The 26,352-nt window shown below is 40.9% G+C and carries 29 protein-coding genes and 1 tRNA gene; 10 read left to right on the top strand and 20 right to left on the bottom strand.

Annotated elements, in window-relative coordinates:
- Positions 1 to 28: 28 nt before the first annotated feature.
- Positions 29 to 1,084, bottom strand: a complete 1,056-nt coding sequence (locus O3642_RS06480; RefSeq protein WP_371605627.1) for an ABC transporter permease — start codon at positions 1,082 to 1,084, stop codon at positions 29 to 31.
- Positions 1,081 to 1,812, bottom strand: coding sequence for an ABC transporter ATP-binding protein (locus tag O3642_RS06475; protein WP_070589996.1), 732 nt, complete (start codon positions 1,810 to 1,812; stop codon positions 1,081 to 1,083). Before O3642_RS06475 ends, O3642_RS06480 begins: the two co-directional genes overlap by 4 nt.
- Positions 1,813 to 1,879: 67 nt before the next feature.
- Here O3642_RS06475 and O3642_RS06470 point away from each other — a divergent pair, with 67 nt between their 5' ends.
- Positions 1,880 to 2,293 (top strand): HIT family protein, encoded by a 414-nt coding sequence (locus O3642_RS06470; RefSeq protein ID WP_003012582.1) that lies wholly within the window; start codon positions 1,880 to 1,882, stop codon positions 2,291 to 2,293.
- A 12-nt stretch (positions 2,294 to 2,305) separates the two neighbouring features.
- Complete coding sequence (locus O3642_RS06465; RefSeq protein WP_049505950.1) at positions 2,306 to 2,596, top strand: hypothetical protein; 291 nt, start codon at positions 2,306 to 2,308, stop codon at positions 2,594 to 2,596.
- A gap of 21 nt (positions 2,597 to 2,617) precedes the next feature.
- Here O3642_RS06465 and O3642_RS06460 read toward each other — a convergent pair whose 3' ends face one another.
- From O3642_RS06460 to O3642_RS06445, 4 genes are all read right to left on the bottom strand, one after another.
- The gene (locus tag O3642_RS06460) at positions 2,618 to 3,808 is read right to left on the bottom strand and encodes an LCP family protein (RefSeq protein ID WP_049505952.1); all 1,191 of its coding nucleotides are present in this window, start codon (positions 3,806 to 3,808) and stop codon (positions 2,618 to 2,620) included.
- A gap of 13 nt (positions 3,809 to 3,821) precedes the next feature.
- A complete protein-coding gene (locus O3642_RS06455) occupies positions 3,822 to 4,352 on the bottom strand; it encodes an N-acetyltransferase family protein (RefSeq protein WP_371605626.1) in 531 nt (176 codons plus the stop codon).
- Positions 4,345 to 4,800 carry a tRNA (adenosine(37)-N6)-threonylcarbamoyltransferase complex ATPase subunit type 1 TsaE gene (gene tsaE, locus O3642_RS06450; protein ID WP_118096392.1) on the bottom strand — a complete coding sequence of 152 codons (456 nt, stop codon included), beginning with the start codon at positions 4,798 to 4,800 and terminating at the stop codon, positions 4,345 to 4,347. The genes O3642_RS06455 and tsaE overlap by 8 nt, the downstream gene beginning before the upstream one ends.
- A gap of 382 nt (positions 4,801 to 5,182) precedes the next feature.
- The gene (locus O3642_RS06445; protein ID WP_070464909.1) at positions 5,183 to 6,604 is read right to left on the bottom strand and encodes an NCS2 family permease; all 1,422 of its coding nucleotides are present in this window, start codon (positions 6,602 to 6,604) and stop codon (positions 5,183 to 5,185) included.
- 175 nt (positions 6,605 to 6,779) lie between these two features.
- Between O3642_RS06445 and O3642_RS06440 the strand changes: the two genes are divergently transcribed.
- The 7 genes from O3642_RS06440 to serS all read left to right on the top strand — a co-directional run bounded on the left by O3642_RS06440 (position 6,780) and on the right by serS (position 13,873).
- Positions 6,780 to 7,592, top strand: coding sequence for a Cof-type HAD-IIB family hydrolase (locus tag O3642_RS06440; RefSeq protein WP_155173167.1), 813 nt, complete (start codon positions 6,780 to 6,782; stop codon positions 7,590 to 7,592).
- Between the two features lie 190 nt (positions 7,593 to 7,782).
- Positions 7,783 to 8,805 (top strand): alcohol dehydrogenase AdhP, encoded by a 1,023-nt coding sequence (adhP, locus tag O3642_RS06435; RefSeq protein ID WP_371605625.1) that lies wholly within the window; start codon positions 7,783 to 7,785, stop codon positions 8,803 to 8,805.
- Between the two features lie 373 nt (positions 8,806 to 9,178).
- Positions 9,179 to 10,168, top strand: a complete 990-nt coding sequence (locus O3642_RS06430) for a PTS sugar transporter subunit IIB (RefSeq protein ID WP_371605624.1) — start codon at positions 9,179 to 9,181, stop codon at positions 10,166 to 10,168.
- Between the two features lie 27 nt (positions 10,169 to 10,195).
- Positions 10,196 to 10,999, top strand: coding sequence for a PTS mannose/fructose/sorbose transporter subunit IIC (locus O3642_RS06425; RefSeq protein ID WP_023022258.1), 804 nt, complete (start codon positions 10,196 to 10,198; stop codon positions 10,997 to 10,999).
- An 18-nt stretch (positions 11,000 to 11,017) separates the two neighbouring features.
- Positions 11,018 to 11,929, top strand: a complete 912-nt coding sequence (locus O3642_RS06420) for a PTS system mannose/fructose/sorbose family transporter subunit IID (protein ID WP_123159669.1) — start codon at positions 11,018 to 11,020, stop codon at positions 11,927 to 11,929.
- Between the two features lie 80 nt (positions 11,930 to 12,009).
- Positions 12,010 to 12,378, top strand: coding sequence for a DUF956 family protein (locus tag O3642_RS06415; protein WP_023920226.1), 369 nt, complete (start codon positions 12,010 to 12,012; stop codon positions 12,376 to 12,378).
- 217 nt (positions 12,379 to 12,595) lie between these two features.
- Entirely contained in the window at positions 12,596 to 13,873 is a 1,278-nt protein-coding gene (gene serS / locus O3642_RS06410; RefSeq protein ID WP_003003984.1) for a serine--tRNA ligase, read from the top strand.
- Between the two features lie 42 nt (positions 13,874 to 13,915).
- Here the strand turns inward: serS and O3642_RS06405 are convergent, their stop codons facing one another.
- From O3642_RS06405 to O3642_RS06345, 13 genes are all read right to left on the bottom strand, one after another.
- Entirely contained in the window at positions 13,916 to 14,686 is a 771-nt protein-coding gene (locus tag O3642_RS06405) for an acetyl-CoA carboxylase carboxyl transferase subunit alpha (RefSeq protein ID WP_371605623.1), read from the bottom strand.
- Positions 14,679 to 15,545 (bottom strand): acetyl-CoA carboxylase, carboxyltransferase subunit beta, encoded by an 867-nt coding sequence (gene accD / locus O3642_RS06400; RefSeq protein WP_003003810.1) that lies wholly within the window; start codon positions 15,543 to 15,545, stop codon positions 14,679 to 14,681. The genes O3642_RS06405 and accD overlap by 8 nt, the downstream gene beginning before the upstream one ends.
- A gap of 103 nt (positions 15,546 to 15,648) precedes the next feature.
- Complete coding sequence (locus tag O3642_RS06395) at positions 15,649 to 17,013, bottom strand: acetyl-CoA carboxylase biotin carboxylase subunit (protein ID WP_003003860.1); 1,365 nt, start codon at positions 17,011 to 17,013, stop codon at positions 15,649 to 15,651.
- 13 nt (positions 17,014 to 17,026) lie between these two features.
- Positions 17,027 to 17,452 carry a 3-hydroxyacyl-ACP dehydratase FabZ gene (gene fabZ / locus O3642_RS06390; RefSeq protein WP_003004019.1) on the bottom strand — a complete coding sequence of 142 codons (426 nt, stop codon included), beginning with the start codon at positions 17,450 to 17,452 and terminating at the stop codon, positions 17,027 to 17,029.
- Entirely contained in the window at positions 17,449 to 17,937 is a 489-nt protein-coding gene (gene accB / locus O3642_RS06385) for an acetyl-CoA carboxylase biotin carboxyl carrier protein (RefSeq protein WP_003004003.1), read from the bottom strand. The genes fabZ and accB overlap by 4 nt, the downstream gene beginning before the upstream one ends.
- A gap of 3 nt (positions 17,938 to 17,940) precedes the next feature.
- Positions 17,941 to 19,173, bottom strand: coding sequence for a beta-ketoacyl-ACP synthase II (fabF, locus tag O3642_RS06380; RefSeq protein ID WP_003010454.1), 1,233 nt, complete (start codon positions 19,171 to 19,173; stop codon positions 17,941 to 17,943).
- Between the two features lie 61 nt (positions 19,174 to 19,234).
- Positions 19,235 to 19,969, bottom strand: coding sequence for a 3-oxoacyl-[acyl-carrier-protein] reductase (gene fabG / locus O3642_RS06375; RefSeq protein ID WP_003010456.1), 735 nt, complete (start codon positions 19,967 to 19,969; stop codon positions 19,235 to 19,237).
- Positions 19,970 to 19,981: 12 nt separating this feature from the next.
- Complete coding sequence (gene fabD, locus O3642_RS06370; protein ID WP_003010459.1) at positions 19,982 to 20,902, bottom strand: ACP S-malonyltransferase; 921 nt, start codon at positions 20,900 to 20,902, stop codon at positions 19,982 to 19,984.
- 22 nt (positions 20,903 to 20,924) lie between these two features.
- Positions 20,925 to 21,890: an enoyl-[acyl-carrier-protein] reductase FabK gene (gene fabK / locus O3642_RS06365; RefSeq protein ID WP_037608323.1), complete on the bottom strand. Its 966-nt coding sequence runs from the start codon at positions 21,888 to 21,890 to the stop codon at positions 20,925 to 20,927.
- A gap of 114 nt (positions 21,891 to 22,004) precedes the next feature.
- Positions 22,005 to 22,229, bottom strand: a complete 225-nt coding sequence (locus O3642_RS06360) for an acyl carrier protein (RefSeq protein WP_003003892.1) — start codon at positions 22,227 to 22,229, stop codon at positions 22,005 to 22,007.
- Between the two features lie 58 nt (positions 22,230 to 22,287).
- A complete protein-coding gene (locus O3642_RS06355) occupies positions 22,288 to 23,262 on the bottom strand; it encodes a beta-ketoacyl-ACP synthase III (RefSeq protein ID WP_003012566.1) in 975 nt (324 codons plus the stop codon).
- Positions 23,262 to 23,696 carry a MarR family winged helix-turn-helix transcriptional regulator gene (locus O3642_RS06350; protein WP_003003993.1) on the bottom strand — a complete coding sequence of 145 codons (435 nt, stop codon included), beginning with the start codon at positions 23,694 to 23,696 and terminating at the stop codon, positions 23,262 to 23,264. Before O3642_RS06350 ends, O3642_RS06355 begins: the two co-directional genes overlap by 1 nt.
- Positions 23,697 to 23,792: 96 nt before the next feature.
- Positions 23,793 to 24,584, bottom strand: a complete 792-nt coding sequence (locus O3642_RS06345; protein WP_371605622.1) for an enoyl-CoA hydratase — start codon at positions 24,582 to 24,584, stop codon at positions 23,793 to 23,795.
- A 240-nt stretch (positions 24,585 to 24,824) separates the two neighbouring features.
- Here O3642_RS06345 and O3642_RS06340 point away from each other — a divergent pair, with 240 nt between their 5' ends.
- Positions 24,825 to 26,180: an aspartate kinase gene (locus O3642_RS06340; RefSeq protein ID WP_371605621.1), complete on the top strand. Its 1,356-nt coding sequence runs from the start codon at positions 24,825 to 24,827 to the stop codon at positions 26,178 to 26,180.
- A 94-nt stretch (positions 26,181 to 26,274) separates the two neighbouring features.
- Here O3642_RS06340 and O3642_RS06335 read toward each other — a convergent pair.
- Positions 26,275 to 26,348: transfer RNA gene (locus O3642_RS06335), tRNA-Asn, on the bottom strand.
- Between the last annotated feature and the right edge of the window lie 4 nt (positions 26,349 to 26,352).

Genomic DNA, 26,352 nt, shown 5'->3' with positions numbered 1-26,352 from the left:
AAAAAGTTTCCAATCTATTTTACTAATTTTAACGATTTTCGTCAACCAAGCGCGTCATCTTAAATGGAAGATAAAGCAGGGTTAAAGCAACTGTATAAGCCAATAAGCCCAACAACAGGACTTTATCTGAAATAAAGACCAGGCCAATCCCCCCTTCTATCACCGTTATCATGCTCATGACCAGCTGAATCATTTTGTTCAACCCTGCCTTTTTACTGCCCTTTTTCATCGGGAAAAGGAGGGTCAACGGTTGGTAATCAAAAGCACTATAAAGCCCCAGTAATTGAAAAATAACCAAGTAATTGAGCAAGGCTACAAGGGCAATCACTACGAGAGGCTGGGGAATAAAGATGATAGCAAGAATGGAAAGAGCCAAGAGTCGTAGAGTCATAGAGAAAAGATCTCCATTCCGTAGGAAGGAGCGCATATATAAGTAAAGCCAAGTATTCCCATGTGTTTTGGGAAGAAGCCCTAAGAAACCATCCAAGTAAGCTCTTCTTTTGACACTGTTGGTAATGCCCTTCACCGTTGTAAACAAGGCAAAGAAGCGAAGGATCAATTGTTTCCTTGCATTCTCACGAGCAATGGCCAAGGACCAATTTAAATTTCCATCCTGGTAGAAACGCGCTTCCTTCCAGCTAAAAACAGCCCCTTTAGCCACCCCTAAGACAAGGATATAAGCTACAATAGCAAGTTTATCCAGCCCCGTTGCCAGAAGAAGAGGAACAAATAATAGAAGGACAAAACTTTGAATCAAAAACCAAAACACAAAAGACTTCTTGGCCTGCCCTTTGATATAACGTTTCACTTCCTCTTCCTTTACTAAAAGGAATAAGGCATCGGGCTTCTCTAAGTAGGTCGCAATAGAGCCTATCGGAACCAAGAGGAGCAAACCAATCAAGAGACTCCAGCGGATCAGGCTTGTATCTTTGGGTAGATCTTGCAAGAATTGGCTGTATTGAACCGCCAGAAATCCTATGAAAATCAGCATAAAGAGGACGAAATGATCATTGAGAACATAGCGGCTATATTTTACACATTGAGTTCGAAACGTTTCTTGCCGTTTTTTCATCAACTCTTTCATGCTGTTTCCTCTTCTGTCAAGGTCATGTAGATATCATTTAGACTTGCTTTCTCATCCCCAAAAGTTGAACGCAGCTCGTCCAAGGTCCCTTTTGCTCGGATCTGCCCTTTATGGAGGATCACAAAACCATCACACATCTTTTCAGCCGAATCCAGTACGTGGGTACTCATCAAAATCGATTTTCCTTTTGCTTTCTCATCGGCCAATAACTGAATCAAATCTGCAATTGCAACAGGATCCAATCCCAAAAAGGGTTCATCGACAATATAAAGACTTGGATCCACTGCATAGGCGCAAATAATCATGACCTTTTGCTTCATCCCTTTTGAAAACTGGGTCGGGAACCAATCTAATTTTTCAGCCAAACGAAATCGTTCCAACAAAGGCTGGACGCGCACCATGACCTGCTCCATGTCTAAATCATAGGCCATAGCTACGGTCTCGATATGCTCTCTCAAGGTTAATTCTTCATATAGACTAGGGGTTTCTGGAATATAACCAATTTTCTTGCGGTATTCCGTTGGAGCTTCTGGCAGACTCAAGCCGTCAATCCGTACTTCACCAGCATAAGGATGCAGGAGACCAATAATTTCATTAATCGTGGTTGACTTCCCAGCTCCATTAAGTCCAATCAAACCAATCAGTTGGCCATCCGGAACTGAAAAACTCACCTCTTTCAGGACAGGGATGTTGACATAGCCCCCTGTCAACTTGTTGATTTCTAACATATTTTCTCCGATTTCTGGTATAATGTTCTTATATTATAACAAAATTTAGTCTAAATGAGGTGTATTTATGGTTGACGATTGTATTTTTTGTAAGATTATAGCTGGCGACATTCCTTCCTCCAAAGTCTATGAGGACGAGGAAGTCCTCGCATTTTTGGACATCTCTCAGGTTACACCAGGTCATACGTTAGTGGTTCCAAAAAAACACGCTCGCAACCTCTTAGAGATGGACGAAACCGCCACAGCTCAACTATTTGCACGTGTTTCTAAAGTTGCTAAAAAAGTAGAAGCTGCTACCCAAGCTAAGGGAATGAATATCATCAGCAACATGGAAGAAGTTTCTGGACAAACCGTATTTCACACACATGTCCACATTATCCCTCGCTATTCCGATCAAGATGAGCTTGCCATTTCATTTACTGAACACGAGCCTAATTTTGAACAACTAGCAGTTCTCGCAGAAACCATCAAAAACAGTTAAAAAGGAGGCCATATGAAACTCAAAAATCTCTTTTGGTTTGCAACAGGAGCTAGCATGAGCTACCACCTAGTAAAAAACCGCAAAGAAATCAAAACAGAGGTAACTGAATCCAGCCAATTGATCAAGGGAATTCAAGATAACCTAGCAAAAATCCAACGCAATCTGGATATTATCCAAGACCAAAAGACCAATCTTCAAGAATTGGTAACGGATTTCCAATACAAGACCAGACTATTTAGTCAACAAGCAACAGCCTCTCTAAAAGAAATTCAAGACATCTGGCAACCAAGTAAAAACGATTGAGAAAACTCAATCGTTTTTTTCTTATTCTGAAGGTACCGTAGGTGTCACACTGCTCGACTCTGTAGCTGCAGGAGCAACTGGTGTCACTGGTGCAACAGAACTTTGAGGCGTCACCACTCCCGTATCCTGGGTCGATGGTACAACTGGTAGTTGGTTAAACTCTTGGTAAACAGGTGCTTCCTCAGATGATGTCGCTGGCGTATCAGTTTGAGAAGAAGACTTCAAATCTTCATCCCCATCCAGTAGATAAGCATTGGTTTTCAATGTTTTAATTTCTTTCAGACCCAAAGCTTTGCGGATGATATTTTGAATTTTCAAGAGATGTTTTGAAGTGACAATCTGATAACTTCCGCCATCTGCTAAGGTGGCATCTTCTCCTTTCAGCTGGTACTGATGAATCGTTGAAAGGGCATCTTTATATCCTAACAATTGAAGAAGACTATTACTGTCAAGCGCTATGTTGGTTTGCATATTGTCACTAACAGACTCAATGATTCCTTTGTAGTGACTCAAACTATTGAGGCTTAAAACTTTCTCAACAATCTTTTTGATCACTTCACGTTGGCGTTTTTGACGTCCGTAGTCTCCTTCTGGGTCTTGGTAGCGCATGCGTGAATAAACGAGAGCTTGGTCCCCATTAATCTCCTGACGTCCTGGTGCGATCTTAGCTGTATATTCTGGCTCATTTTCCTCGATCGAGATATCGAAGTCAAATGGATTGTTGACCGTGATGCCACCAACCTTATCCACTAATTGAACCAATCCCTTCATATTGATCATGACATAGCGGTCAATATGGATATTCAAAAGATCTTGAATGGTCTTAATGGCTAACTTGGCACCGCCTTGAGCATAAGCCGAATTCAATTTTGCTTGGACCGTTTCGCCATCTGAAGTAATATTGGTTAGGATATCTCTTTCCAAGCTCGTCATGGTTGTTTCTTTTGTTTGAGGATTGACAGTCACCAAAATCATGGTATCACTATTTCCGGCCCAAGGATCTTCCCGAGAACCACTACCTGTATCAACCCCCATCAAAAGGATGGTCATCGGCTTGTTTTCTGCAATGACATTGGTCTCATTTCCAAAGCCCTTATAAGTCTTACTGAGAGTCCCAGTCGTTTGGTTTAGGATGGTAAGGCCATAGGCGCCGATCCCAATCACTGTTACCGTCAATAAGCTCAAAAACATCAAAATAATTTTTTTAACCATATAGAATCTCTCTCTAATCTATCAGTTTCCCCATAAGGTAAACATCTAAGAATTCTCCTTCAGCTGAACAAGCTCCACGAGCTTGGCAACCTTCGATCTCAAAACCTAACTTTTTATACAGGTGAACCGCTCGTTCATTGCGCACTTGGACATTCAAGACTAGTTTCCTGAGAACACCGGTCGAGTGCGCCCACTCAATTCCTTCTTCCAACAAGATCTGTCCAAGCCCTTGATTCCAATAAGCTTTTTGAACCACAATAAAGACATCACCAATATGCTGAATGGACCGTTGAGAAGCTGCAGTGATATTTAACAAAGCTGCCAGTTCCTGATCTAGAAATAGCAAGAGGCAAATCCGGTTTTCCGCCATCTCTTGCACCATCAGAAATTGCTCCATGTCTGCTGGAGACATGCCAATTCCAGCTTCATCTAGCGTCATGTAATCTGACTCTTTCCCAACTTGATTTAAGAAATCAACGACAAGAGCCGCATCTGCACTGTCAGCTTGCCGAATTTCTAATGTTACTTCCTTTTTCTTAGTCATCTATTTTTTCCACCTGCTCAAAGGATGTCAGTAAAGCTTCTGCACGCGCCCCATGAGCTTCAAAAGCTAACTCTCGCCCATCTTCTAATTTTCGGATAAAAATTTTTAGATAAGCATCCGAAAGACTCGGCTCAATCAGCTCTCCCCATTCAATAATGGTAGCACCATCTCCAAATAGAAAATCATCTAAATCAATAGAATCTGGATCATTCCCAATCCGGTAAACATCCAAATGGTATAAAGGCAAGCGGCCTTCGTATTCACGAACAATGGTATAGGTCGGGCTTTTAATCATCTGATCAATCCCTAACCCCTTTGCAATTCCTTTGGTAAAGGTCGTTTTTCCTGCTCCTAGATCACCTGATAAGATAATCACGTCTTGCTTTTCTAAGAGTTTTCCTAGCTGTTTTCCTAGAGCGATCAGCTCCGTTTCATTATGACTAATCATTTCTCTATTATACCAAACTTTTTAAAAATCTGCTCTTTCTTTTAGAAATTGTTCGACTCAGGTTTGCTTTTTAGATAGATAGACAAACTATTTTTAAGTAAAATAAGTTAAGTGATTCTGCAAAAAAAAATAAATTTGAGTTCCAATTTTTAAATCGATTTAAGAAAATACTGAAACTTTCCGCTGTGAGAAAAGTGCCTGAAACAATAACGTTTCAGGCACTCGGAATTATTGAGACCTTAGGCTCAATAATTAGTCATGGAACTTCAAAGAAGTTCGCTGACGTCCGTACTCACCTAAGGAATGTTTTTGGTATAACTTTGTCTTCAATCTGAAAGGAATGGGAGACAACTCCCATTCCTTTTTGGCACTTTTCTGATACTTAATTCAAGGCCATGCTAACGTAGTTTAAAATAAAGAGAACATCTAAAATCCAAATCATGCTGTGCACTTCTTTGGCTTGTCCTTTAACCACTTTCACCAAGCTATAAGTGATAAATCCAGCAGCGATCCCTTGTGTAATCGAGTAGCTGAAGCCCATAAAGATAGAGGTGAAGAAAGCAGGAACTGCTTCTGACATATCTTCCCAATGGATATTTTTCAAGCCACTCAACATCATGATCCCAACAACAATCAAAATTGGGGCTGTAGCAGCGGTCGGTACAATCGCCAACAAAGGACTAAAGAGACTTGAAATAGCAAAACAGATCGCTACAACCAAGGCTGTCAAACCAGTGCGTCCACCAGCTCCAATACCAGCTGCAGATTCAACATACGTCGTTACGTTTGAAGTTCCTGCAATAGCTCCGACTGAAGTCGCTACAAGGTCTGAATAGAGGGCCTTATCTAATTTCGCTGATTGATGGTTTTCCCCATTTGTCGCAACAATCCCAACTTTTTCACCCGTACCGATCAAAGTTCCGATTGTATCAAAAATATCAGTCAAGGAGAAGGCTAAGATGGCCATTAAGGTCTCAGGCAAACGAGACGTATTGGAAATCAAAGAACCCAATCCTTTCGATCCTAAAGCTTGACCAAAGATCGTGCCTAAATCATTAAAGGCAGCTCCTAGATGGTTACTTGCAAAGTCAATTTTAGTGATATCAACAACATGGATGAGAATTCCAAGAACAGTCGTTGCTAAGATGGAAAGGATAATCCCACCTTTAATCCCTTTGACAACAAAGAAAATAGTAATCGCAAGACCAACAAGAGCCAAGAGGACAGCTGGATTGTTAAAATCAACCAATCCAGGAACAGCAGATGCATTGGCTGAGATCGTTGCATTCGCCTTATCTGCTCCTTCTCCGACCACTGTATAGGTATGAGGGTCAATCGTGAATTTCAAAAATCCTGCATTCTTAATTCCAACATAGGCCAAGAAAATCCCGATCCCCGCTGAAATAGCAGAGCGAAGAGCTGTCGGAATCGATTCGATGATCATCTTCCGAACATTTGTCAATGTGATAATCAATGAAATCACTCCACAAATGAAGACCATCCCCAAAGCTTCCTGCCATGAGTAGCCCATACCAAATACAACGGTAAAGGTAAAGAAGGCATTCAAGCCCATCCCAGGTGCTTGTGCATAAGGTAAATTGGCATAAAAAGCCATCATCAAGGTCCCGACAACGGATCCAATAATCGTTGCAAGGAAGACTCCTTGAGCTGGCATACCTGTTTGTGACAACATTTGAGGGTTTACGAAGAGGATATAACTCATCGCAAAAAAGGTTGTCAAACCAGCAAGAACCTCTGTTCGAACAGTGGTTCCATGTTCTGAAAGTTTAAAAAACTTATCCATTTCAGAATAAACTCCTTTTTCATCATTCTCGCTCCCAATCAATTTGCGAACGTTATTTCTATTTTACCAAAAGATCTTTCGCCTTTCAAGAAATCCTACTTCTCTTCTCGATTTTTGAGCGCTTTTCCGATTTTTCTGATATAATGGTCTCATTCTTCTCGAAAGGAACTGAAATATGCATAAAAAGATGATCGCTCTAGATCTAGACGGCACTCTCTTAAATTCCGAAAGCAAATTGAGCGACTTTACCATTGATACGATAAAAAAAATTAGTGCTCTTGGCCATAAAGTCATTATTACAACAGGCCGCCCCTACCGTATGGCACATACCTATTACAAACAACTAGAGCTAGATACTCCGATGATCAATTTTAACGGCTCCCTTACGCATCTACCTGAGAAAAAATGGGGGGATGAACAATGTTTGACTTTAGATAAAAAATACCTGCTAGATATGGTCGCCAACCGAGACACCATCCAAGCGGACTTTATAGCAGGCGAATACCGCAATAAATTCTTTATTACCGATCCCAATGAGCACGTCGCAGATCCTAAATTATTCGGTATTGAGGCTTTCCAACCAGAAAATCAATTCAACCCCGAACGGGTAACGAGCGACCCAAACTGTATCCTCTTTCAAACGAAAGCGGAAGACAAATATGCTCTGGCAGATGAAATGAATCGGCATTATGACTACAATCTGTCTATCAATACTTGGGGTGGTCCCTTAAATATTCTGGAATGCAATCCAAAAAATGTGACCAAAGCTTCTGCTCTGACCTACCTTCTGGATAAACTCAATATGGATCAGAAGGATTTGATTGCCTTTGGAGACGAGCACAACGATACTGACATGCTAGCTCTCGCTGGTCATGGATACGCTATGAAAAATGCTAGCTCCGTCCTTCTCCCTTATGCAGACTCCGTCACAGATTTCACAAATAACGAAGATGGTGTCGCGCGCCAACTCATTCAATTATTCTTATAAAACTAACAGACATGAGTTATCCCCTCATGTCTTTTTCTGCGCCAAATCCTTAATCGGTTAATCAATACCGCCCCTTTTTTCCATTTTTTTCATTGCCTCGTCATCTGGTTTGTGATATTGTTAACATAGTTATTAAAGAAGCGCTTTCAAAAATTTTAAACCGCTTCTCGTTCACTTAAGGAGGAACAAAATGAAAGCTGTTGTTGTAAATCCAGAAGGTACTGGTGTTGAAATCGTTGCAAACAAAGACATGCGTCCACTTGAAACAGGGGAAGCACTTGTTCAAATCGAATACTGTGGTGTCTGCCACACTGACTTGCACGTTGCTCACGGGGACTTCGGTAAAGTTCCAGGCCGTGTTCTTGGACACGAAGGAATCGGTATTGTTAAAGAAGTTGCTCCAGATGTCAAGAGCCTAAAAGTTGGGGATCGTGTCAGTGTCGCATGGTTCTTCGAGGGATGTGGAACTTGTGAATACTGTACAACTGGTCGTGAAACTCTTTGCCGTACTGTAAAAAATGCTGGTTACTCTGTTGATGGAGGGATGGCTGAACAATGTATCGTTACTGCAGATTACGCAGTGAAAGTACCTGAAGGATTAGATCCAGCCCAAGCATCTTCTATTACGTGTGCAGGTGTTAACACTTATAAAGCCATCAAAGAAGCCAAAGCTGAACCAGGACAATGGATTGTTATCTATGGAGCTGGTGGACTAGGAAACTTGGCTGTTCAATATGCTAAGAAAGTCTTCAACGCACATGTCATCGCTGTCGATATCAACAATGATAAACTAGAATTGGCGAAAGAAGTTGGTGCAGACTTTGTCATCAACGGTCGCGAAGTTGAAGATGTCCCAGGATTGATTAAAGAAAAAACAAATGGTGGAGCTCACTCTGCTGTCGTAACAGCTGTTTCTAAAGTAGCTTTCAACCAAGCAGTAGATTCTGTTCGTGCAGGTGGCCGCGTGGTCGCAGTTGGTCTTCCTTCTGAAATGATGGACCTCAGCATTGTGAAAACTGTATTAGATGGTATCCAAGTCATTGGTTCTCTTGTAGGAACTCGTAAAGATTTGGAAGAAGCTTTCCAATTTGGTGCAGAAGGCCTGGTAGTCCCTGTCGTTCAAAAACGTCCAGTAGAAGATGCTGTCAAAGTCTTTGATGAAATGGAAGCTGGAACCATTCAAGGACGTATGGTACTTGACTTTACAAACTAAACAACTGAACCTACAGGACTAGCCCAACTGGGCTAGTCTTTTTGAGTGCTCTCAATCACTCTAATTTACAATTTGTTATATATTTATTTTTGTTTTTGAGAATATTGCTTGATTGTCGGAATTTTTTCATTAAGAAAAAAATCCTATAAAACATATCTATTATTGATTTTTTAAGCATCAACAAGTAATAAACAAAATTCATTCAAGAGCATTCTTTTTCTATCTAACGATAATTTAATATAATAAATCGATGTTTTTACATCGAGATTTTGATAGAAAAATTGACTTAAGTGTGGAAACGATTTATAATAAAGTAGCTTAAAGTTTTCTTAAACTGAAAGTCAAACAAATTTTATAAGGAGGAATGTCAATAATGAGTATTGGTATCATTATTGCTAGCCACGGTGAATTTGCAGCTGGAATCCACCAATCCGGCTCGATGATCTTTGGGGATCAAGAGAAAGTTCAAGTGGTTACGTTCATGCCAAGCGAAGGCCCGGATGATCTCTATGCTAAATTTAATGCAGCTGTTGCCGCATTTGATGCAGAAGATGAAGTCTTGGTTTTGGCTGACCTTTGGAGTGGTTCTCCATTTAACCAAGCAAGTCGCGTCATGGGAGAAAATCCAGATCGTAAATTTGCGATCATCACAGGATTGAACCTTCCGATGTTGATTCAAGCTTATACAGAACGTTTGATGGATGCAAATGCCGGCGTTGATCAAATCGCTGCAAACATCATCAAAGAATCTAAAGATGGAATCAAAGCTCTTCCAGAAGAATTGAATCCTGTCGAAGAAGCAAGCACTGCTTCAGCTGCTCCTGTTGCCCAAGCTGCTATTCCAGAGGGAACAGTGATTGGAGATGGCAAACTCAAAATCAACCTTGCTCGTCTCGATACTCGTCTCCTTCATGGACAAGTCGCTACTGCTTGGACTCCTGATTCAAAAGCAGATCGCATTATCGTTGCTTCAGACTCAGTTGCCAAAGATGAACTCCGTAAAGAGTTGATTAAGCAGGCGGCACCAAATGGTGTAAAAGCAAACGTAGTCCCAATTCAAAAATTGATCGACGTCGCAAAAGATCCACGCTTTGGTGAAACACATGCTTTGATCTTATTTGAAACACCTCAAGACGCTCTTCGTGCCATCGAAGGTGGTGTTCCGATTAAAACCTTGAACGTTGGTTCAATGGCCCACTCAACTGGTAAAACCATGGTTAACAATGTGTTGTCAATGGATAAAGAAGATGTGGCTACATTTGAAAAAATGCGTGATCTTGGAGTAGAATTTGATGTCCGTAAAGTGCCAAATGACTCTAAGAAAGATTTGTTTGACTTAATTAACAAAGCTAACGTTCAATAATCGATTACTTACGAAAGGATTTTAAACATGTCTATTATTTCTATGGTATTAGTGGTCGTTGTTGCCTTCTTAGCAGGTCTTGAAGGTATCCTTGACCAATTCCAATTCCACCAACCACTTGTTGCTTGTACCTTAATCGGTTTGGTAACAGGTAACTTGACTGCCGGTGTGATGCTTGGTGGTTCCCTTCAATTACTTGCACTTGGCTGGGCAAACATTGGAGCTGCCGTTGCACCCGATGCTGCTCTTGCATCTGTCGCTGCTGCGATTATCTTGGTTCTTGGTGGTGACTTTAGTTCTAAAGGAATCGCTGTGGCTCAAGGTGTGGCTATTCCACTTGCAGTCGCTGGTCTTTTCTTGACCATGATCGTCCGTACTCTCTCTGTTGGTTTGGTCCACACTGCCGATGCTGCTGCTAAAAAAGGTGATATCAAAGGGGTAGAACGCGCTCACTTTGTAGCTCTTCTTCTTCAAGGTCTTCGTATCGCTATTCCTGCAGCCCTCTTGTTGATGATCCCTGCTGAAACTGTTAAAGGTGCGCTTGAAGCGATGCCTGCTTGGTTGTCAGACGGTATGCAAATCGGTGGAGGTATGGTTGTAGCCGTTGGTTATGCTATGGTTATCAACATGATGGCAAGCCGTGAAGTTTGGCCATTCTTTGCCATTGGTTTTGCACTTGCTGCCGTCAGCGAATTAACTTTGATTGCTCTTGGAGCGATTGGTGTTGCCCTTGCCTTGATTTACCTTTCACTTTCTAAGAAAGGTGGCAACGGAGGTGGCGGAGTCGCTACTTCTAATGACCCAATCGGCGATATTCTCGAAGACTATTAAGAAAGGTGTGACACTATCATGACTGAAAAATTACAATTATCTAAATCAGATCGTCAAAAAGTTTGGTGGCGTTCAACCTTCTTGCAAGGTTCTTGGAACTACGAACGGATGCAAAACTTGGGTTGGGCTTACTCATTGATCCCAGCTATCAAAAAACTCTACACCAAGAAAGAAGACCAAGCGGCTGCTCTTGAGCGTCACATGGAGTTCTTCAACACTCACCCATACGTAGCTGCTCCAATCATCGGGGTAACTCTTGCCCTTGAAGAAGAAAAAGCAAACGGAGCTGCTATTGATGATGCTGCTATCCAAGGGGTGAAAATCGGTATGATGGGGCCTTTGGCTGGTATTGGAGATCCAGTCTTCTGGTTTACAGTTCGTCCAATCTTGGGAGCTCTTGGAGCATCTCTTGCCTTAACTGGTAACATCCTTGGTCCACTCATCTTCTTCTTTGCATGGAACGCAATTCGTATGTCCTTCTTGTGGTACACCCAAGAACTCGGATACAAAGCAGGTTCTGAAATTACTAAAGATATGTCTGGTGGTATCTTGCAAGACATCACAAAAGGTGCATCTATCCTTGGTATGTTCATCCTCGCTGTCTTAGTAGAACGTTGGGTATCGATTAAATTCGTCTTCAATGTTTCTTCTGTCAAATTAGATGACAAGGCTTATATCCACTGGGATAAACTTCCTGAAGGATACAAGGGAATCCAAGAAGCCTTCGCTCAAGTTGGCTCAGGTCTCTCTCAAACACCTGAAAAAGTTACGACTTTCCAACAAAACTTGGATTCTTTGATTCCTGGTTTGATGGGATTACTTCTTACTTTTGCTTGTATGTGGTTGTTGAAGAAAAAAGTATCTCCAATCACTATCATCATCGCTCTCTTTGTAATCGGTGTATTAGCACACGTTGCTGGCTTGATGTAAGCAAAGATCAACTAAAAAGAAGGTTTCGGCCTTCTTTTTATTATGATATAATGGAGTGAATAGCAATACAGGAGGATCTCATGGCTCAATCATTGAATAAAACCGTTGAATTCCATACTACAGGGGTTTCTTACCTTGGAGTGGGGGGAAAGGTTGGAAAAATCCTAGTCGGGAATGCCGCTTTTGAATTTTATGCGGATGCAAATGTAGAAGACTACATCCAAATTCCCTGGCAAGAAATCGAGCGAATCGGAGCCAATGTATCCGGACGTAAAATTAGCCGCCATTTTGAAATCTATACCAGAGAATCAAAATTTCTCTTTGCTTCAAAAGACTCTGGAAAAATTTTAAAGATTGCTCGGGAACATCTGGGAAATGATAAAATTGTCAAACTTCCTACGTTGATCCAAATCATCACGGCTAAAATTAAAAATCTATTTGCAAAATAGGATCTTTTCTTGTATAATAGACGCAAACGGATAAGTAAGTTAAGAGTCTCTTTCAGAAAGTCTGCGGGTGCTGCGAGCAGATAGAAATCTTAATTGAAATTCTACCGTTTCTTTAAAATACAATATCGAATCAAGTGCACACCTGTGAAGTTGGATGGAACCGTGGCTCTGCCACTCCAACACTCTAACAGGTGTGTTTTTTGTTAAAGGAGAAGCTATGTTAGATATTAAACGAATTCGTACAGACTTTGATGCGGTTGCTAAAAAATTGGCAACACGTGGCGTAGATGCAGCTATTTTGAATGAAATGAAAGAAATCGATGCCAAACGTCGAGATATCTTAGTCAAAGTAGAAAATCTCAAAGCAGAGCGTAACACTGTATCTGCTGAAATCGCACAAGCCAAACGCAACAAGGAAAATGCAGATGATAAGATTGCTGCCATGCAAACCCTCTCTGCAGAGGTTAAAGCATTGGATACAGAATTGGCTGAAATCGATGCAAAATTAACTGAATTCACCACTACTCTTCCAAACATCCCTGCTGACAGTGTCCCTATTGGAGCAGATGAGGATGACAACGTTGAGGTTCGCCGTTGGGGAACACCGCGCGAATTTGGCTTTGAACCAAAAGCTCACTGGGATTTAGGTGAAGACCTTGATATCCTTGACTGGGAACGCGGGGCTAAAGTTACTGGTGCTCGTTTCCTCTTCTACAAAGGACTTGGAGCTCGCTTAGAACGCGCTATCTACAACTTCATGTTGGACGAACATGGCAAGGAAGGCTACACTGAAGTCATCACACCTTACATGGTCAACCATGATTCTATGTTTGGTACTGGTCAGTATCCAAAATTCAAGGAGGATACTTTTGAACTTAGCGATACCAATTATGTCCTCATTCCAACAGCCGAAGTTCCTTTGACAAACTACTACCGCGATGAAATTCTTGATGGGAAAGACCTTCCAATCTACTTCACCGCTATGAGTCCATCTTTCCGTTCAGAAGCTGGTTCTGCTGGTCGTGATACTCGTGGTTTGATACGTTTGCACCAATTCCATAAGGTTGAAATGGTGAAATTTGCCAAACCAGAAGAATCATATGATGAATTGGAAAAAATGGTTGTCAATGCTGAAAATATCCTTCAAAAACTGAACCTTCCATACCGTGTGGTAGCTCTCTCCACTGGAGACATGGGCTTCTCAGCTGCTAAGACTTACGACTTGGAAGTATGGATTCCAGCGCAAAACACCTACCGTGAAATCTCAAGCTGTTCCAATACAGAAGATTTCCAAGCTCGCCGTGCGCAAATCCGCTACCGTGATGAAGCAGATGGCAAGGTAAAACTCCTTCACACTTTGAACGGTTCTGGATTGGCAGTCGGACGTACCGTCGCTGCTATTCTTGAAAACTACCAAAACGAAGACGGTTCTGTGACCATTCCAGAAGTCCTTCGCCCATACATGGGTGGCGCAGAAGTCATCGCACCAAAATAAAGTTTAAAAAAACTGAGTCTTGCAAATTGCAAGCTCAGTTTTTTAATATTTACGAAAACGTTGGTAGCGTTGCTCCAGAAGATCTTCGAGAGGCAAGGCTTGTAAAACCTTTAACTCTTCCTGTAATTCCTTCTTCACGTTAGCCAGTAGTTCTCCATTTGAAAATCCATGCTCGGGAATCACCTTATCGACAATTTCCATATTTAACAATTCGTGAGAAGTAATCTTCATCAACTCTGCTGCTTCCATGGCACGACTTCCATCTTTCCAAAGAATAGAGGCGAAACCTTCTGGACTCAAGACTGCATAGATGGAGTTCTCAAGCATCCAAACCTTATCTGCTACAGCAAGAGCCAAGGCACCACCAGAGCCACCTTCTCCGATGATAATCGCGATAATTGGAACTTTTAGATCACTCATTTCCATGAGGTTGCGGGCAATGGCTTCCCCTTGTCCTCGTTCTTCAGCACCAACACCAGGATAAGCACCCGCTGTATTGATAAAGGTCACAACTGGACGGCCAAATTTCTCTGCTTGCTTCATGAGGCGCAAAGCTTTTCGATATCCTTCTGGATGGGGTTGCCCAAAATTACGTTTTAGATTATCTTGAAGATTTTTTCCTTTTTGGATTCCAACGACTGTAACCGTTTGATCGCCTAAGCGTCCAATCCCACCAATCACCGCACCATCATCACGGAAGTTTCGATCTCCATGTAATTCGATAAAATCATCAAAAATTCCTTGAGAAAAATCAAGCGCAGTCAATCTTCCTTGGTCACGTGCCTCTTTAATAATCTGTGTTATTTTACTCATGTTTACCTCCATGAAGGGCCAATAATTGTCCAACTGTTGCTCGGATTTGGCTTCTCTCCACGATCAAGTCTACAAATCCATGTTCTTGTAGAAATTCTGCTTTTTGGAAATCATCTGGCAATTTCTCACGCACAGTTGATTCGATCACGCGCCGACCGGCAAAACCAACCAAGGCCTGACTCTCTGCCATGATAATATCACCTTCCATAGCAAATGAGGCTGTCACCCCACCAGTTGTCGGATCTGTCAATACCGTCAAATAGAATAATTTTTCTTTGGAATGGCGTTGAACAGCCGCAGAAATCTTTGCCATTTGCATCAAACTCACGATTCCTTCTTGCATCCGAGCGCCACCGGAAGCGGTAAAGAGAACAACTGGCAATTTTTCTTTTGTCGCAAATTCAAATAAACGAGTAATTTTTTCACCTACTACAGAACCCATTGAAGCCATGATAAAGTTAGAATCCATGATCCCAAGAGCAACTTTTTGCCCTTTAATCAAGGCAGTTCCAGTCAGGACAGCTTCATCCAGTCCTGTCATTTCCCGCACTGCTGCTAGTTTCTTCTTATAATTTGGGAAGTTCAAAGGATCTGTCGTTTCGATTCCTGTAAACATTTCTTCAAAGCTAGCTGGATCCACTGTCAGCGCCAAGCGTTCTTTAGCAGAAATACGGAAGGTATAGCCACAATTCGGGCATACCCGTTCACTACCTAAATCCTTTTGGTAAATGGTATGTTTACAACCTGGGCATTGTGAAAATAGTTCATCAGGAACTTCAGGTTTTGGCTGAGGCTCCTTCCAGGCTGACCTATTCGGATTGATCCGAATATATTTATCTTTTTTAGAAAATAATGCCATTACTTACTCCTTATAATATGCTACAGTATCTGAAGCATTACTATAAAAGCCTGAAACTGTGAAGATGATGTTCATACTTCCCTCACAAGTCCAGGCTTTTTCATCATTCCTTATTATAATTTGGAAGGAATTGTTCCATCAAAAATGCAGTGTCATAATCACCAGCGATCACATGTGAATCTGAAATCAAATCCAACTGGAAACTGCTATTGGTTGTGACACCATCGATTTCCAACTCATAAAGAGCACGCTGCATTTTCATCAGTGCATCAAAGCGATTTTCCCCATGGACAATGATCTTGGCAATCATACTATCATAGTATGGTGGAATCGTATACCCAGGATACACAGCAGAATCCACACGCAAGCCAACCCCACCACTTGGAAGATAGAGATTAGTAATCTTACCTGGGCTTGGTGCAAAGTTGAAGGAAGGATTTTCCGCATTGATCCGGCATTCAATCGCATGGCCTTTAATGACAATATCCTCTTGAGTAACGGATAATTCTTGGCCAGCTGCGATTTTAATCTGTTCCTTAACGATATCAACTCCTGTTACAAATTCTGTGACAGGATGCTCCACTTGCACACGGGTATTCATTTCCATAAAGTAGAACTCACCCTTGCCTTCATCATACAAGAATTCAATCGTTCCAGCATTCTCATACCCAACTGATTCAGCAGCCCGAACAGCAGCAGAACCAATTTGATTACGAAGAGTTTTTCCGATAGCAATTGAAGGGGATTCTTCTAGAACTTTTTGATTGTTCCGTTGAAGAGAGCAATCGCGTTCACCTAAGTGAATGACATGTCCATGCTGATCCGCTAAAATCTGTACTTCAATGTGGCGTGCCGGATAAATCACCCGCTCCATATACATGGCACCATTCCCAAAAGCAGCTTGAGCTTCTGAGGAAGCAGATTCAAAAGCAGCAACCAGATCTTCTGGTTTTTCAACCTTCCGAATTCCCTTACCACCGCCTCCTGCAGATGCTTTCAACATCACAGGGTAACCAATACGTTCTGCAATCTCGAGGGCTTCTTCAGCAGTATACACTTCACCATCTGATCCAGGAATAACAGGCACTCCTGCTTTGATCATCTGTTTACGAGCATTAATCTTATCCCCCATCAAATCCATGACTTTAGCAGAAGGACCAATAAATTTAATGCCCACTTCCTCACACATGGTCGCAAATTTTGAGTTTTCACTTAAAAATCCAAAACCAGGATGGATAGCTTCTGCTCCTGTTAAGACAGCTGCAGACAAGACAGCACTCATATTCAAATAAGATTCTGTTGATTTAGCAGGGCCAATACAGACTGCTTCATCCGCTAGTAAGGTATGCAAGGCTTCTTTATCAGCAGTAGAATACACCGCAACCGTCTCGATGCCAAGTTCACGAGCCGCACGAATAATGCGAACTGCAATCTCACCACGATTGGCGATTAAGATCTTACGAAACATAGATAGGCCTTTCTTAATTTCCAATTGCAAAAGTAAGTGTTCCTGAAGCTGCAAGCTTACCGTCTACCTCTGCTTTCGCTTCAACAACAGCAATGGTTCCACGACGTTTGACAAAAGTAGCCGTCATTACCAGTTGATCTCCTGGAACGACTTGTTTTTTAAACTTCACCTTGTCCATCCCTGCATAAAAGACTAATTTCCCTTTATTTTCAGGTTTTGACAACTCTAGTACACCTGCTGTTTGTGCCAAAGCTTCCATGATGAGAACACCTGGCATAACAGGATATTGTGGAAAATGTCCATTAAAAAATGGTTCATTAATTGTCACGTTTTTAATGGCAACAATCGTATCTTCGCTTGTTTCTAAAACGCGATCCACCAAAAGCATTGGGTAACGATGCGGCAAAGCCTCACGAATAGCATTAATATCAATTGTCATTTGATTCGAACCAATCCTTTTCCAAATTCAACCATTTCTTCATTCGTTACCAAAATTTCAGTGACTACCCCATCTTTTGGTGCTGGGACTTCATTCATCACTTTCATAGCTTCGATAATCAAGAGTGTTTGACCCTTAGTAACCTTATCTCCTACAGATACAAAGGCTGGTTTATCCGGAGCTGGTGACAAGTAAGCCACTCCAACCAATGGACTTTCAACCACATCACCTTCTGCAGCCTGAGCTGGAGCAGCAACTGGTTCAGTTGCTACAGCTGGAGTTGCTGGTGCTTCAACAACAGGGGCTACTACAGGAGTTTGAGGAGTTGCTGCCACTTCAACTGCAGGAGCAACCGGTGTAGCCGCAACTGAACTCGTTTGGTTTTTACTCAAATTCAATTCTTCGCCATTATTTTTATATGAGAATTCACGCAAAGTTGACGCATCAAATTGAGCCAACAAATCTTTGATTTCAGAAATATTCATGAATTAACCCTCCCAACGTTTAAAGGCCAGAACAGCATTATGTCCTCCAAAACCAAAGGTATTTGAGATAGCGTACTGAATATCCGCTTCTTGGCCTTCACCATAAACAACGTTTGCTTCGATATAGTCAGACAATTCTTTAGTACCAGCAGTTTTTGGTACAAAGCTGTGACGAATCGCTTCGATAGTAGCAATCGCTTCAACTGCACCAGCAGCACCAAGCAAGTGCCCTGTAAATGATTTCGTAGATGATACAGGAACTTCTTTACCAAGTACAGAAACAATGGCACCACTTTCACCTTTTTCATTGGCAGGTGTTGATGTCCCGTGAGCATTAACATAATCAACATCTTCAGGTTTGATACCAGCTTCATTAATAGCCAATTTAATTGCTTTAGCAGCACCCGAACCATCTGGTGTTGGTGTTGTCATATGGTAGGCATCACAGTTTGAACCGTAACCAACAATTTCAGCTAAAATATTAGCACCACGTTTTTGGGCATGTTCCAAGCTTTCGATGACAAGAACCCCTGCCCCTTCACCCATCACAAAACCATTGCGGTCTTTGTCAAATGGAATAGATGAGCGTTCTGGGTCTTCCGTTGTTGAAAGGGCCGTAAGGGCATTGAAACCACCGATACCAATCTTAGTAATCGAAGCTTCAGCACCACCTGCCAAAACAACATCATGCATACCAAATTTAATTTCACGGAAAGCTTCACCAATTGCATCATTGGCAGAAGCACAAGCTGTTGTCACGGATTTACATACCCCTTGAGCCCCAATCTTAAGTGCGATATTTCCAGCACCCATGTTTGAAAGAGCTTTTGGAATAAACATTGGTTGGATTCTCTTCATCCCACGTTCATGCATCCGGATAATTTGATCTTCCAATTCTTGCAAACCACCGATACCAGATGATACAATCACACCTACACGATCGCGGTCTTCTTCTTCCATGTTCAAGCCTGAATTTTCAATAGCTTCCATCGCAGCATAGATTGCATACAATGAGTAAGTATCCATACGATTTTGATCTTTTTTTACAAAATATTTATCGAATGGGAAATCTTGAATTTCACCAGCATTAAAGACTGGAATTTCAGAAGCATCAAATTTCGTAATGGGTTTGATCCCAATTTTTCCTTCATGAAGGCTATTCCAAAATTCTTCTGGTGTATTTCCGATTGGTGAGGTTACACCATAACCTGTAACAACAACACGATTTGTAGACATATATATTCTCCTTTTGTCGGATGGATATTTAAGTAAGTGATTTTCGATCAGTGAGCATTCATTATTGCATAGTCATTCCGCCATCAATGGCAATTGTTTGACCAGTTAAATATTCTTGACCTGCTAAGAAAGCCGCAACTTCTGCCACTTCTTCAGCTTGACCAATTCGTTTCATTGGCACTTGAGCTAGCATGGCATCTTTCATTTTCTCTGGAATAGCATCAGTCATATCTGATTCAATGAAACCAGGTGCAATGGCATTCACACGAACGCCACGAGCCGCAACTTCACGCGCTACTGATTTAGTGAAACCAATCAAACCAGCTTTTGAAGCCGCATAGTTCGCTTGACCGATATTCCCCATTAGACCAACAACAGAGGACATGTTGATAATGGCCCCTTGACGAGCTTTAGACATCGGTTTTAAGACAGCTTGAGTCATATTAAAGGCACCTGTCAAGTTGATTTTCAAGACCCGTTCAAAATCTTCTTCAGTCATTTTCAACATCAACTTGTCGTTTGTGATGCCAGCGTTATTGACCAAAACATCAACACTTCCAAGCTTTTCAATTGCTTCAGCTACCATACGTTGCGCATCTTCGCCATTAGAAATATCCCCAGAAATACCAACAACAGTCACACCATAGTCAGCAAACTGCGCAAGCAAGTCCTCAGAAATTTCAGAACGTCCATTTAGGACAACATTAGCACCGAGACTCGCAAATTTATGAGCCACAGCCAATCCAATTCCGCGTGTTGAACCTGTTACAAAAACATTTTTATTTTTAAGTTCCATCTTTACCTCGTTTTAAGCATTCAGAAGTGCATCTAGACTAGCCTGATCTTCGACGTTATGAGTTGGAAGAGTTTTATCAATTTTCTTCAAGAATCCTGACAAGACTTTTCCAGGTCCAATTTCGATGACCTCATCTACACCAAATTCTTGAATCGTAGCAATTGAATCATAGAAACGAACCGGTTCTTTTACTTGACGGGCCAAAAGTGCTTTCACATCTTCTGACTTCATGATAGTAGCTTCTGTATTCCCAACTAAAGGAAGATCAAAATCATTAAATGATACTTTTTCTAGTTCAGCCGCCAATTTTTGACTAGCAGATTCCAGTAAGGCTGTGTGGAATGGACCTGACACATTCAAAGGGATCAAGCGTTTGGCACCTGCTTCCTGCAATAGTTCCACAGCATAGTCCACAGCCGCAACCTCACCACCAATCACAATTTGTGCTGGCGTATTGTAGTTAGCTGGTGTTACTACACCCTTTTCGGATGCTTGTTGACAAATCTCCTCGATCAAACTTGGGTCTGTATTCATAACAGCAACCATTTTCCCACTTCCAGCGGGAGCTGCCGTTTCCATGAATTCACCTCGTTTCGCAACCAAAGCTACTGCATCTTCAAACGAAAGAGCTCCAGCCGCAACCAGGGCAGAATATTCCCCCAAAGAGAGACCGGCAACAATATCAGGAGTGATACCATTTTCTACTAAGAGACGATAAATGGCTACTGACGTTGTCAAAATAGCTGGTTGAGTATAGCGTGTCTGATTCAGTTTTTCTTCGTTAGAATCAATCAATTCACGCAAATCATAGCCTAGAATACGACTAGCCGTATCAAATGTCTCTTTGACAACGGGATAAGCCGCATACAAATCGCTCGCCATGCCCAATTTCTGAGCCCCTTGACCAGCAAATAAGAACGCACGTTTTGTCACTATCCTAATCCTTTCGACGTTTTTAGACGTTTACATCTGCCCAACGAGCAGCTTCTTCTTTAATCACCTTGGCAGCACCTGTGTAAAGGTCTTCCAAGATTTCTGCACATGTTTCTTCTTTACGAACAAGACCTGCAATTTGTCCAGCCATAACTGAACCATATTCCACATCTCCATCAACAACAGCGTTACGAAGGGCACCTGCACCAAGCTCTTCAATTTCCTCTTGAGTCTTCTTACCAGCCAAGAAATCTTTTTCAGCTTGGTTATATTCTGTAGCCAATTTATTCTTAATCGCACGAACTGGGTGTCCAACAACTGAGGCTGAAATAACAGTATCAATATCTTTAGCCTTCAAAATCTTATCTTTGAAGTTTTGGTGTGCATTAGATTCCTTAGCAACAGCGAAACGAGTACCAACCTGAACAGCTTCTGCTCCAAGCATAAGAACAGCAGCCATACCACGTCCATCTGCAACACCACCAGCACCAATAACTGGGATAGATACCGCATCCGCAACCTGGCGAACAAGTGCCATGGTTGTCAATTTACCAATGTGACCACCAGCTTCCATACCTTCTGCGACAACAGCATCAGCTCCAAGTTTTTCCATACGTTTAGCAAGTGCTACCGATGGAATAACTGGGATTACTGTAATTCCAGCTTCGTGGAAACGCTCCATATATTTACCTGGGTTTCCGGCACCTGTTGTAACAACCTTAACACCCTCTTCGATAACGAGGTCGACGATGTCATCTGCAAATGGTGACAAAAGCATGATATTAACACCGAATGGTTTGTCAGTGATTTGTTTTACTCTATCAATATTAGCTTTTACCACTTCTTTAGGGGCATTACCACCACCAATAATTCCGAGTCCACCAGCATTTGAAACGGCTCCAGCCAAGTCTCCATCAGCAACCCAGGCCATACCACCTTGGAAGATTGGATATTTAATATTCAATAGTTCAGTAATTCGTGTTTGCATTATACCTACCTCTTTTTTCACTTAAGTAATAGTTTGAGTTTAAAAGATTGTTTCTTTGAGCCTCAAACTATTACCTAAATAAGAGAGAATATCTTTCGATACTCTCATCTATCATTATTTTGTTTTTTCTTCTACGTAAGCGACAAGGTCACCAACTGTAGACAATCCTTCTTCAGTTTCGATTTGGATGTCAAAAGCATCTTCAATTTCAGAGATAACTTGGAACAAATCCAATGAATCTGCTTCTAAATCTTCGAATGTAGATTCAAGAGTTACTTCTGATGGTTCTTTACCAAGTTCTTCAACGATAATTTCTTGTACTTTTTCAAATACTGCCATGATAGGCCTCCTTAAAAAATAATATATAAATTTTTAAAATGTGTTCCCACATGTTTAACTAGATTGTAACAAGAAGTGTGCCCCATGTCAAACCTCCACCGAATCCTGTCAGAAGAATTTTTTGACTTCCATCCATTTTGATTCGATGATTCTCAACACACTCCGATAATAGAATGGGGATACTAGCAGCACTAGTGTTCCCATATTCCATCATATTTGCTGGGATTTTCTCTCTAGATACACCCAGTTTTTTTGACATCTTATCTAACATTCGGTCATTCGCCTGGTGTAACAGAAAATAGTCAATCTCTTCTGCTTCTATAGAGGCGTCTGCTATAATTTTTTGAATACTTTTCGTGACATCACGAATGGCAAAATCAAAAACTGCCCGTCCATCCATTGTGAGATATCTTCGATCAGAAACTTCATCTGAATAAGGGGAAGACAAACCCAAATAGCAAGACTCAAGACTAGCACCTCGGCTACCATCTGTAAAAAGATTCTCAGCCAAAAACGAATTTTGCTCGCTCGCTTCAAGCAAGACACCACCAGCCCCATCACCAAAAAGTACTGAAGTGGAACGTTCTGACCAGTCTAATACTTTTGAAAGCGTCTCACTACCGATCACAATTCCTCTCCGGTACATACCTGAAGAAATGTATTTTTCTGCAGTGGCTAATGCAAACACAAATCCGCTGCATGCTGCAGTCAGATCAAAGGCAAAAGCTCGAGAAGCTCCAATATTAGCTTGTACCCGGGCTGCAGTCGATGGCATTAAGCTGTCTGGAGTAATCGTAGCGACAACGATAAAATCAATTTCCTCAGCGTCTAAGTTTGCTTTTGCTAATAATCTTTGTGCAACAACTGTTGCTAAATCACTTGTTGTCTCATCTTTTGAAATGTGACGCCGAAGGATACCTGTCCGACTACTGATCCATTCATCACTTGTATCCATGATCTCAGCCAAATCATCATTTGATACGACTTGGTCAGGTGCATAATGAGCAACTTGACTAATTTTAGCAAAGACCATTATTTAATTTCCTCCAAGAAACGATACAGATTTTGCAATCCTTTTTGCATCACTTTCTTCTCTTCGGGACTCATATCTCCAATAATCTGGTTGACCATCCGTTTATGGAATTGCTGATGAAGACGATAAAGTAGACGACCGTTTTTCGTTAAACTCAAGTGTACAACCCGGCGATCAACTTCCGATCTTCTTCTTTCGATATACCCTTTGCGCTCAAGATTATTCAAACTTGTCGTGACAGTCCCCAAAGTCACCATCAACTCCCGTGAAATATCACTCGGGGTTGCATTCGGTGTCGAACCAATCACATCGATCGTATGCATTTCTTTAATAGAAACATCTTTGAATCGACTTGCTCTTAGGCTAGACTCCTCAATAACCAAAACATTATTAAAGATGGATGTTAAATAGTCGTTAACTAATTGGTAATTCAAAACTCCACCTCCTAATTTTACTTTGATGGTCAAATTTTAGCAAAAATATAAATAATTTGCAAGTATTTTTTCACAAAACACAGAAAAAATACAAATTTATTTTCCTTTAAATTGTGGCCGACGTTTCTCAGAGTAGGCAATAACCCCCTCCTTGAAATCTTCTGTAAATGCTAGTTTCTTTTGCAAATCTAATTCAAGACCCGCATATTGGTCCCATTCATTCAAGAACGCTTCCCAAACCATTTCTTTCATGGTAGCATAAGAATTTGACGATCCTCTTCTTAATTTTTTAAGCAATTGCTCAACTGTTTTATCGAGTTTTTTAGATTCACAAACACGATAAGCTAGACCGTAATCAAATGCTTTTTCTGCAGTCAGAGCTTCACCCGTCATTACTAAATGAGTAGCCCGAGACATGCCAATGGCTTTTCCTAATAAGAATAACCCACCCGCATCCGGTGCTAAACCAACCCCGACAAAGGCTTGGATAAATTTAGTACGATCACTAATAATACAAAAATCAACAGCTACAGCAATGTTAGCAGCTGCTCCTGCGACCGCTCCATCTGCCACCATAATAACCGGCTTTGGTAATTGCTTAATTTTCTTTGAAATTGTATTAACTAATTCGGCAATTAAAACAAGAGACTCGATGTCATCCGCATCGACTGCGCGTTTCATTTCGCTCAAATCTCCACCAACTGAAAAGATTTTCCCTTCTGCTGATAGAATAATGAATTTTACTTCCTCATTTTTTTCTGCATCTTCCAGGGCAGCTAAAATTTCCTGACACATTGGAATGTTAAAACCATTGGATACTTCAGGACGATTTAAAGAGATTGTCGCGAGGTCGTTTTCGACAGAATACAAAATTGTTTCAAACATCACAGACTCCTTTTGTTTAAATATAAAATATTTTGATATTAAAACTTTTGAATTATAACATATCATACCACAAAAAAGTAAAATAGTAAAATATATCTATAAGATGTAACAAAATTGTAAAATTTGAATAATTACAATTTCTCTCCTCTACAGAATCAATTATTTTATGCCCTATCTGTAAATACATTGTATCAATAACTGAACTTTGGTATAATGTATTAATGAAACTATTAAGGAGAAAATATGAAAGTAACTAAATTCGGTGGAAGTTCTCTAGCATCAGCTTCTCAATTAAAAAAAGTACTTGATATCATTAAAGATGATCCAGAAAGAAGATTTGTAGTTGTATCAGCTCCAGGCAAACGCAACGCTGAAGATACAAAAGTAACAGACGCTCTGATCCGGTATTATAAAGAATTTACTTCAGATAAGGATGTCACACAAACACAACAGTGGATTATTGAACGTTATCGTGCCATTACAGAAGAATTGGGTCTCAAAGATTCCATTATTCAAGAAATTGCTGAAGATATCTATGATTTAACAAATTTACCTAAAAAAGGGAATCCATTCACATACGATGCATTCCTAGCAGCAGGCGAAAATAACAATGCTAAACTCATTGCTGCTTATTTCAATCAAAATGGATTAGAAGCAAGATACGTCCATCCAAAAGAAGCAGGAATTACGGTCACTGCTGAACCCTCCAACGCTCGTATTTTACCATCTAGTTACGATAAAATTGAAGAACTCAAAGATTCAAGTGAAGTGATTGTCATTCCAGGATTCTTTGGTGTTACTCAAGATGGTGACATTTGTACATTTTCTCGTGGTGGATCTGATATTACTGGATCGATCATTGCAGCAGGTGTAAAAGCAGACTTATATGAAAACTTTACAGACGTAAATGGTATCTTTGCAGCACATCCAGGTATTATTAAACACCCACATTCTATTCCTGAATTAACCTACAAAGAAATGCGTGAATTAGCCTATGCTGGTTTTTCAGTCTTACATGATGAAGCACTTGTTCCAGCATACAGAGGTAAAATTCCATTAGTCATTAAAAATACAAATAATCCAGACCACCCTGGAACCCGCATTGTTTTGGAACATTCAAATGATCATGTGACTGTTGTAGGGATTGCAGGTGATTCAGGATTCGTTAGTATTAACACTACAAAATACCTTATGAACCGCGAAGTCGGTTTTGGTCGAAAACTCCTTCAAATTTTAGAAGATCTCAATATCAGTTGGGAACATATGCCAACAGGAATTGATGATTTATCCATCATTTTGCGTTCACGTGAACTGACCCCAATCAAAGAACAAGAAATTTTGAAACAATTAACGCAAAAGCTAGAAGTTGATACAGCCGAAATTGAACATGATCTTTCCATCATTATGATTGTTGGTGAAAAAATGAAAAGTCAAGTAGGGGTCACCGCCACTGCAGCCAAAGCACTATCAGAAAATGAAGTAAATATTCAAATGATCTCCCAAGGTTCTAGTGAAGTTTCCATTATGTTCGTTGTAAGTAAAGATCAAGAAGAGAAAGCCATTAAAGCCTTATATCAAGCATTTTTCCCAAATAACTAAATAGAGAAAAGCTCCGTTAACTAAACGGAGCTTTAATTAACATTAAAATGAAAAGTAAAAAAAGAGATCAAGTATTTGATCTCTTTTTTCTATACTCCGCCAGTAGGACTCGAACCTACGACATCATGATTAACAGTCATGCGCTACTACCAACTGAGCTATGGCGGAATCA

Source organism: Streptococcus sp. 27098_8_66 (assembly GCF_041431945.1).
In the GTDB taxonomy this organism is placed as follows: domain Bacteria; phylum Bacillota; class Bacilli; order Lactobacillales; family Streptococcaceae; genus Streptococcus; species Streptococcus dentalis.
Note: the sequence above shows the minus strand (reverse complement) of the source record. Positions and strands in the feature narration are given on the sequence as shown.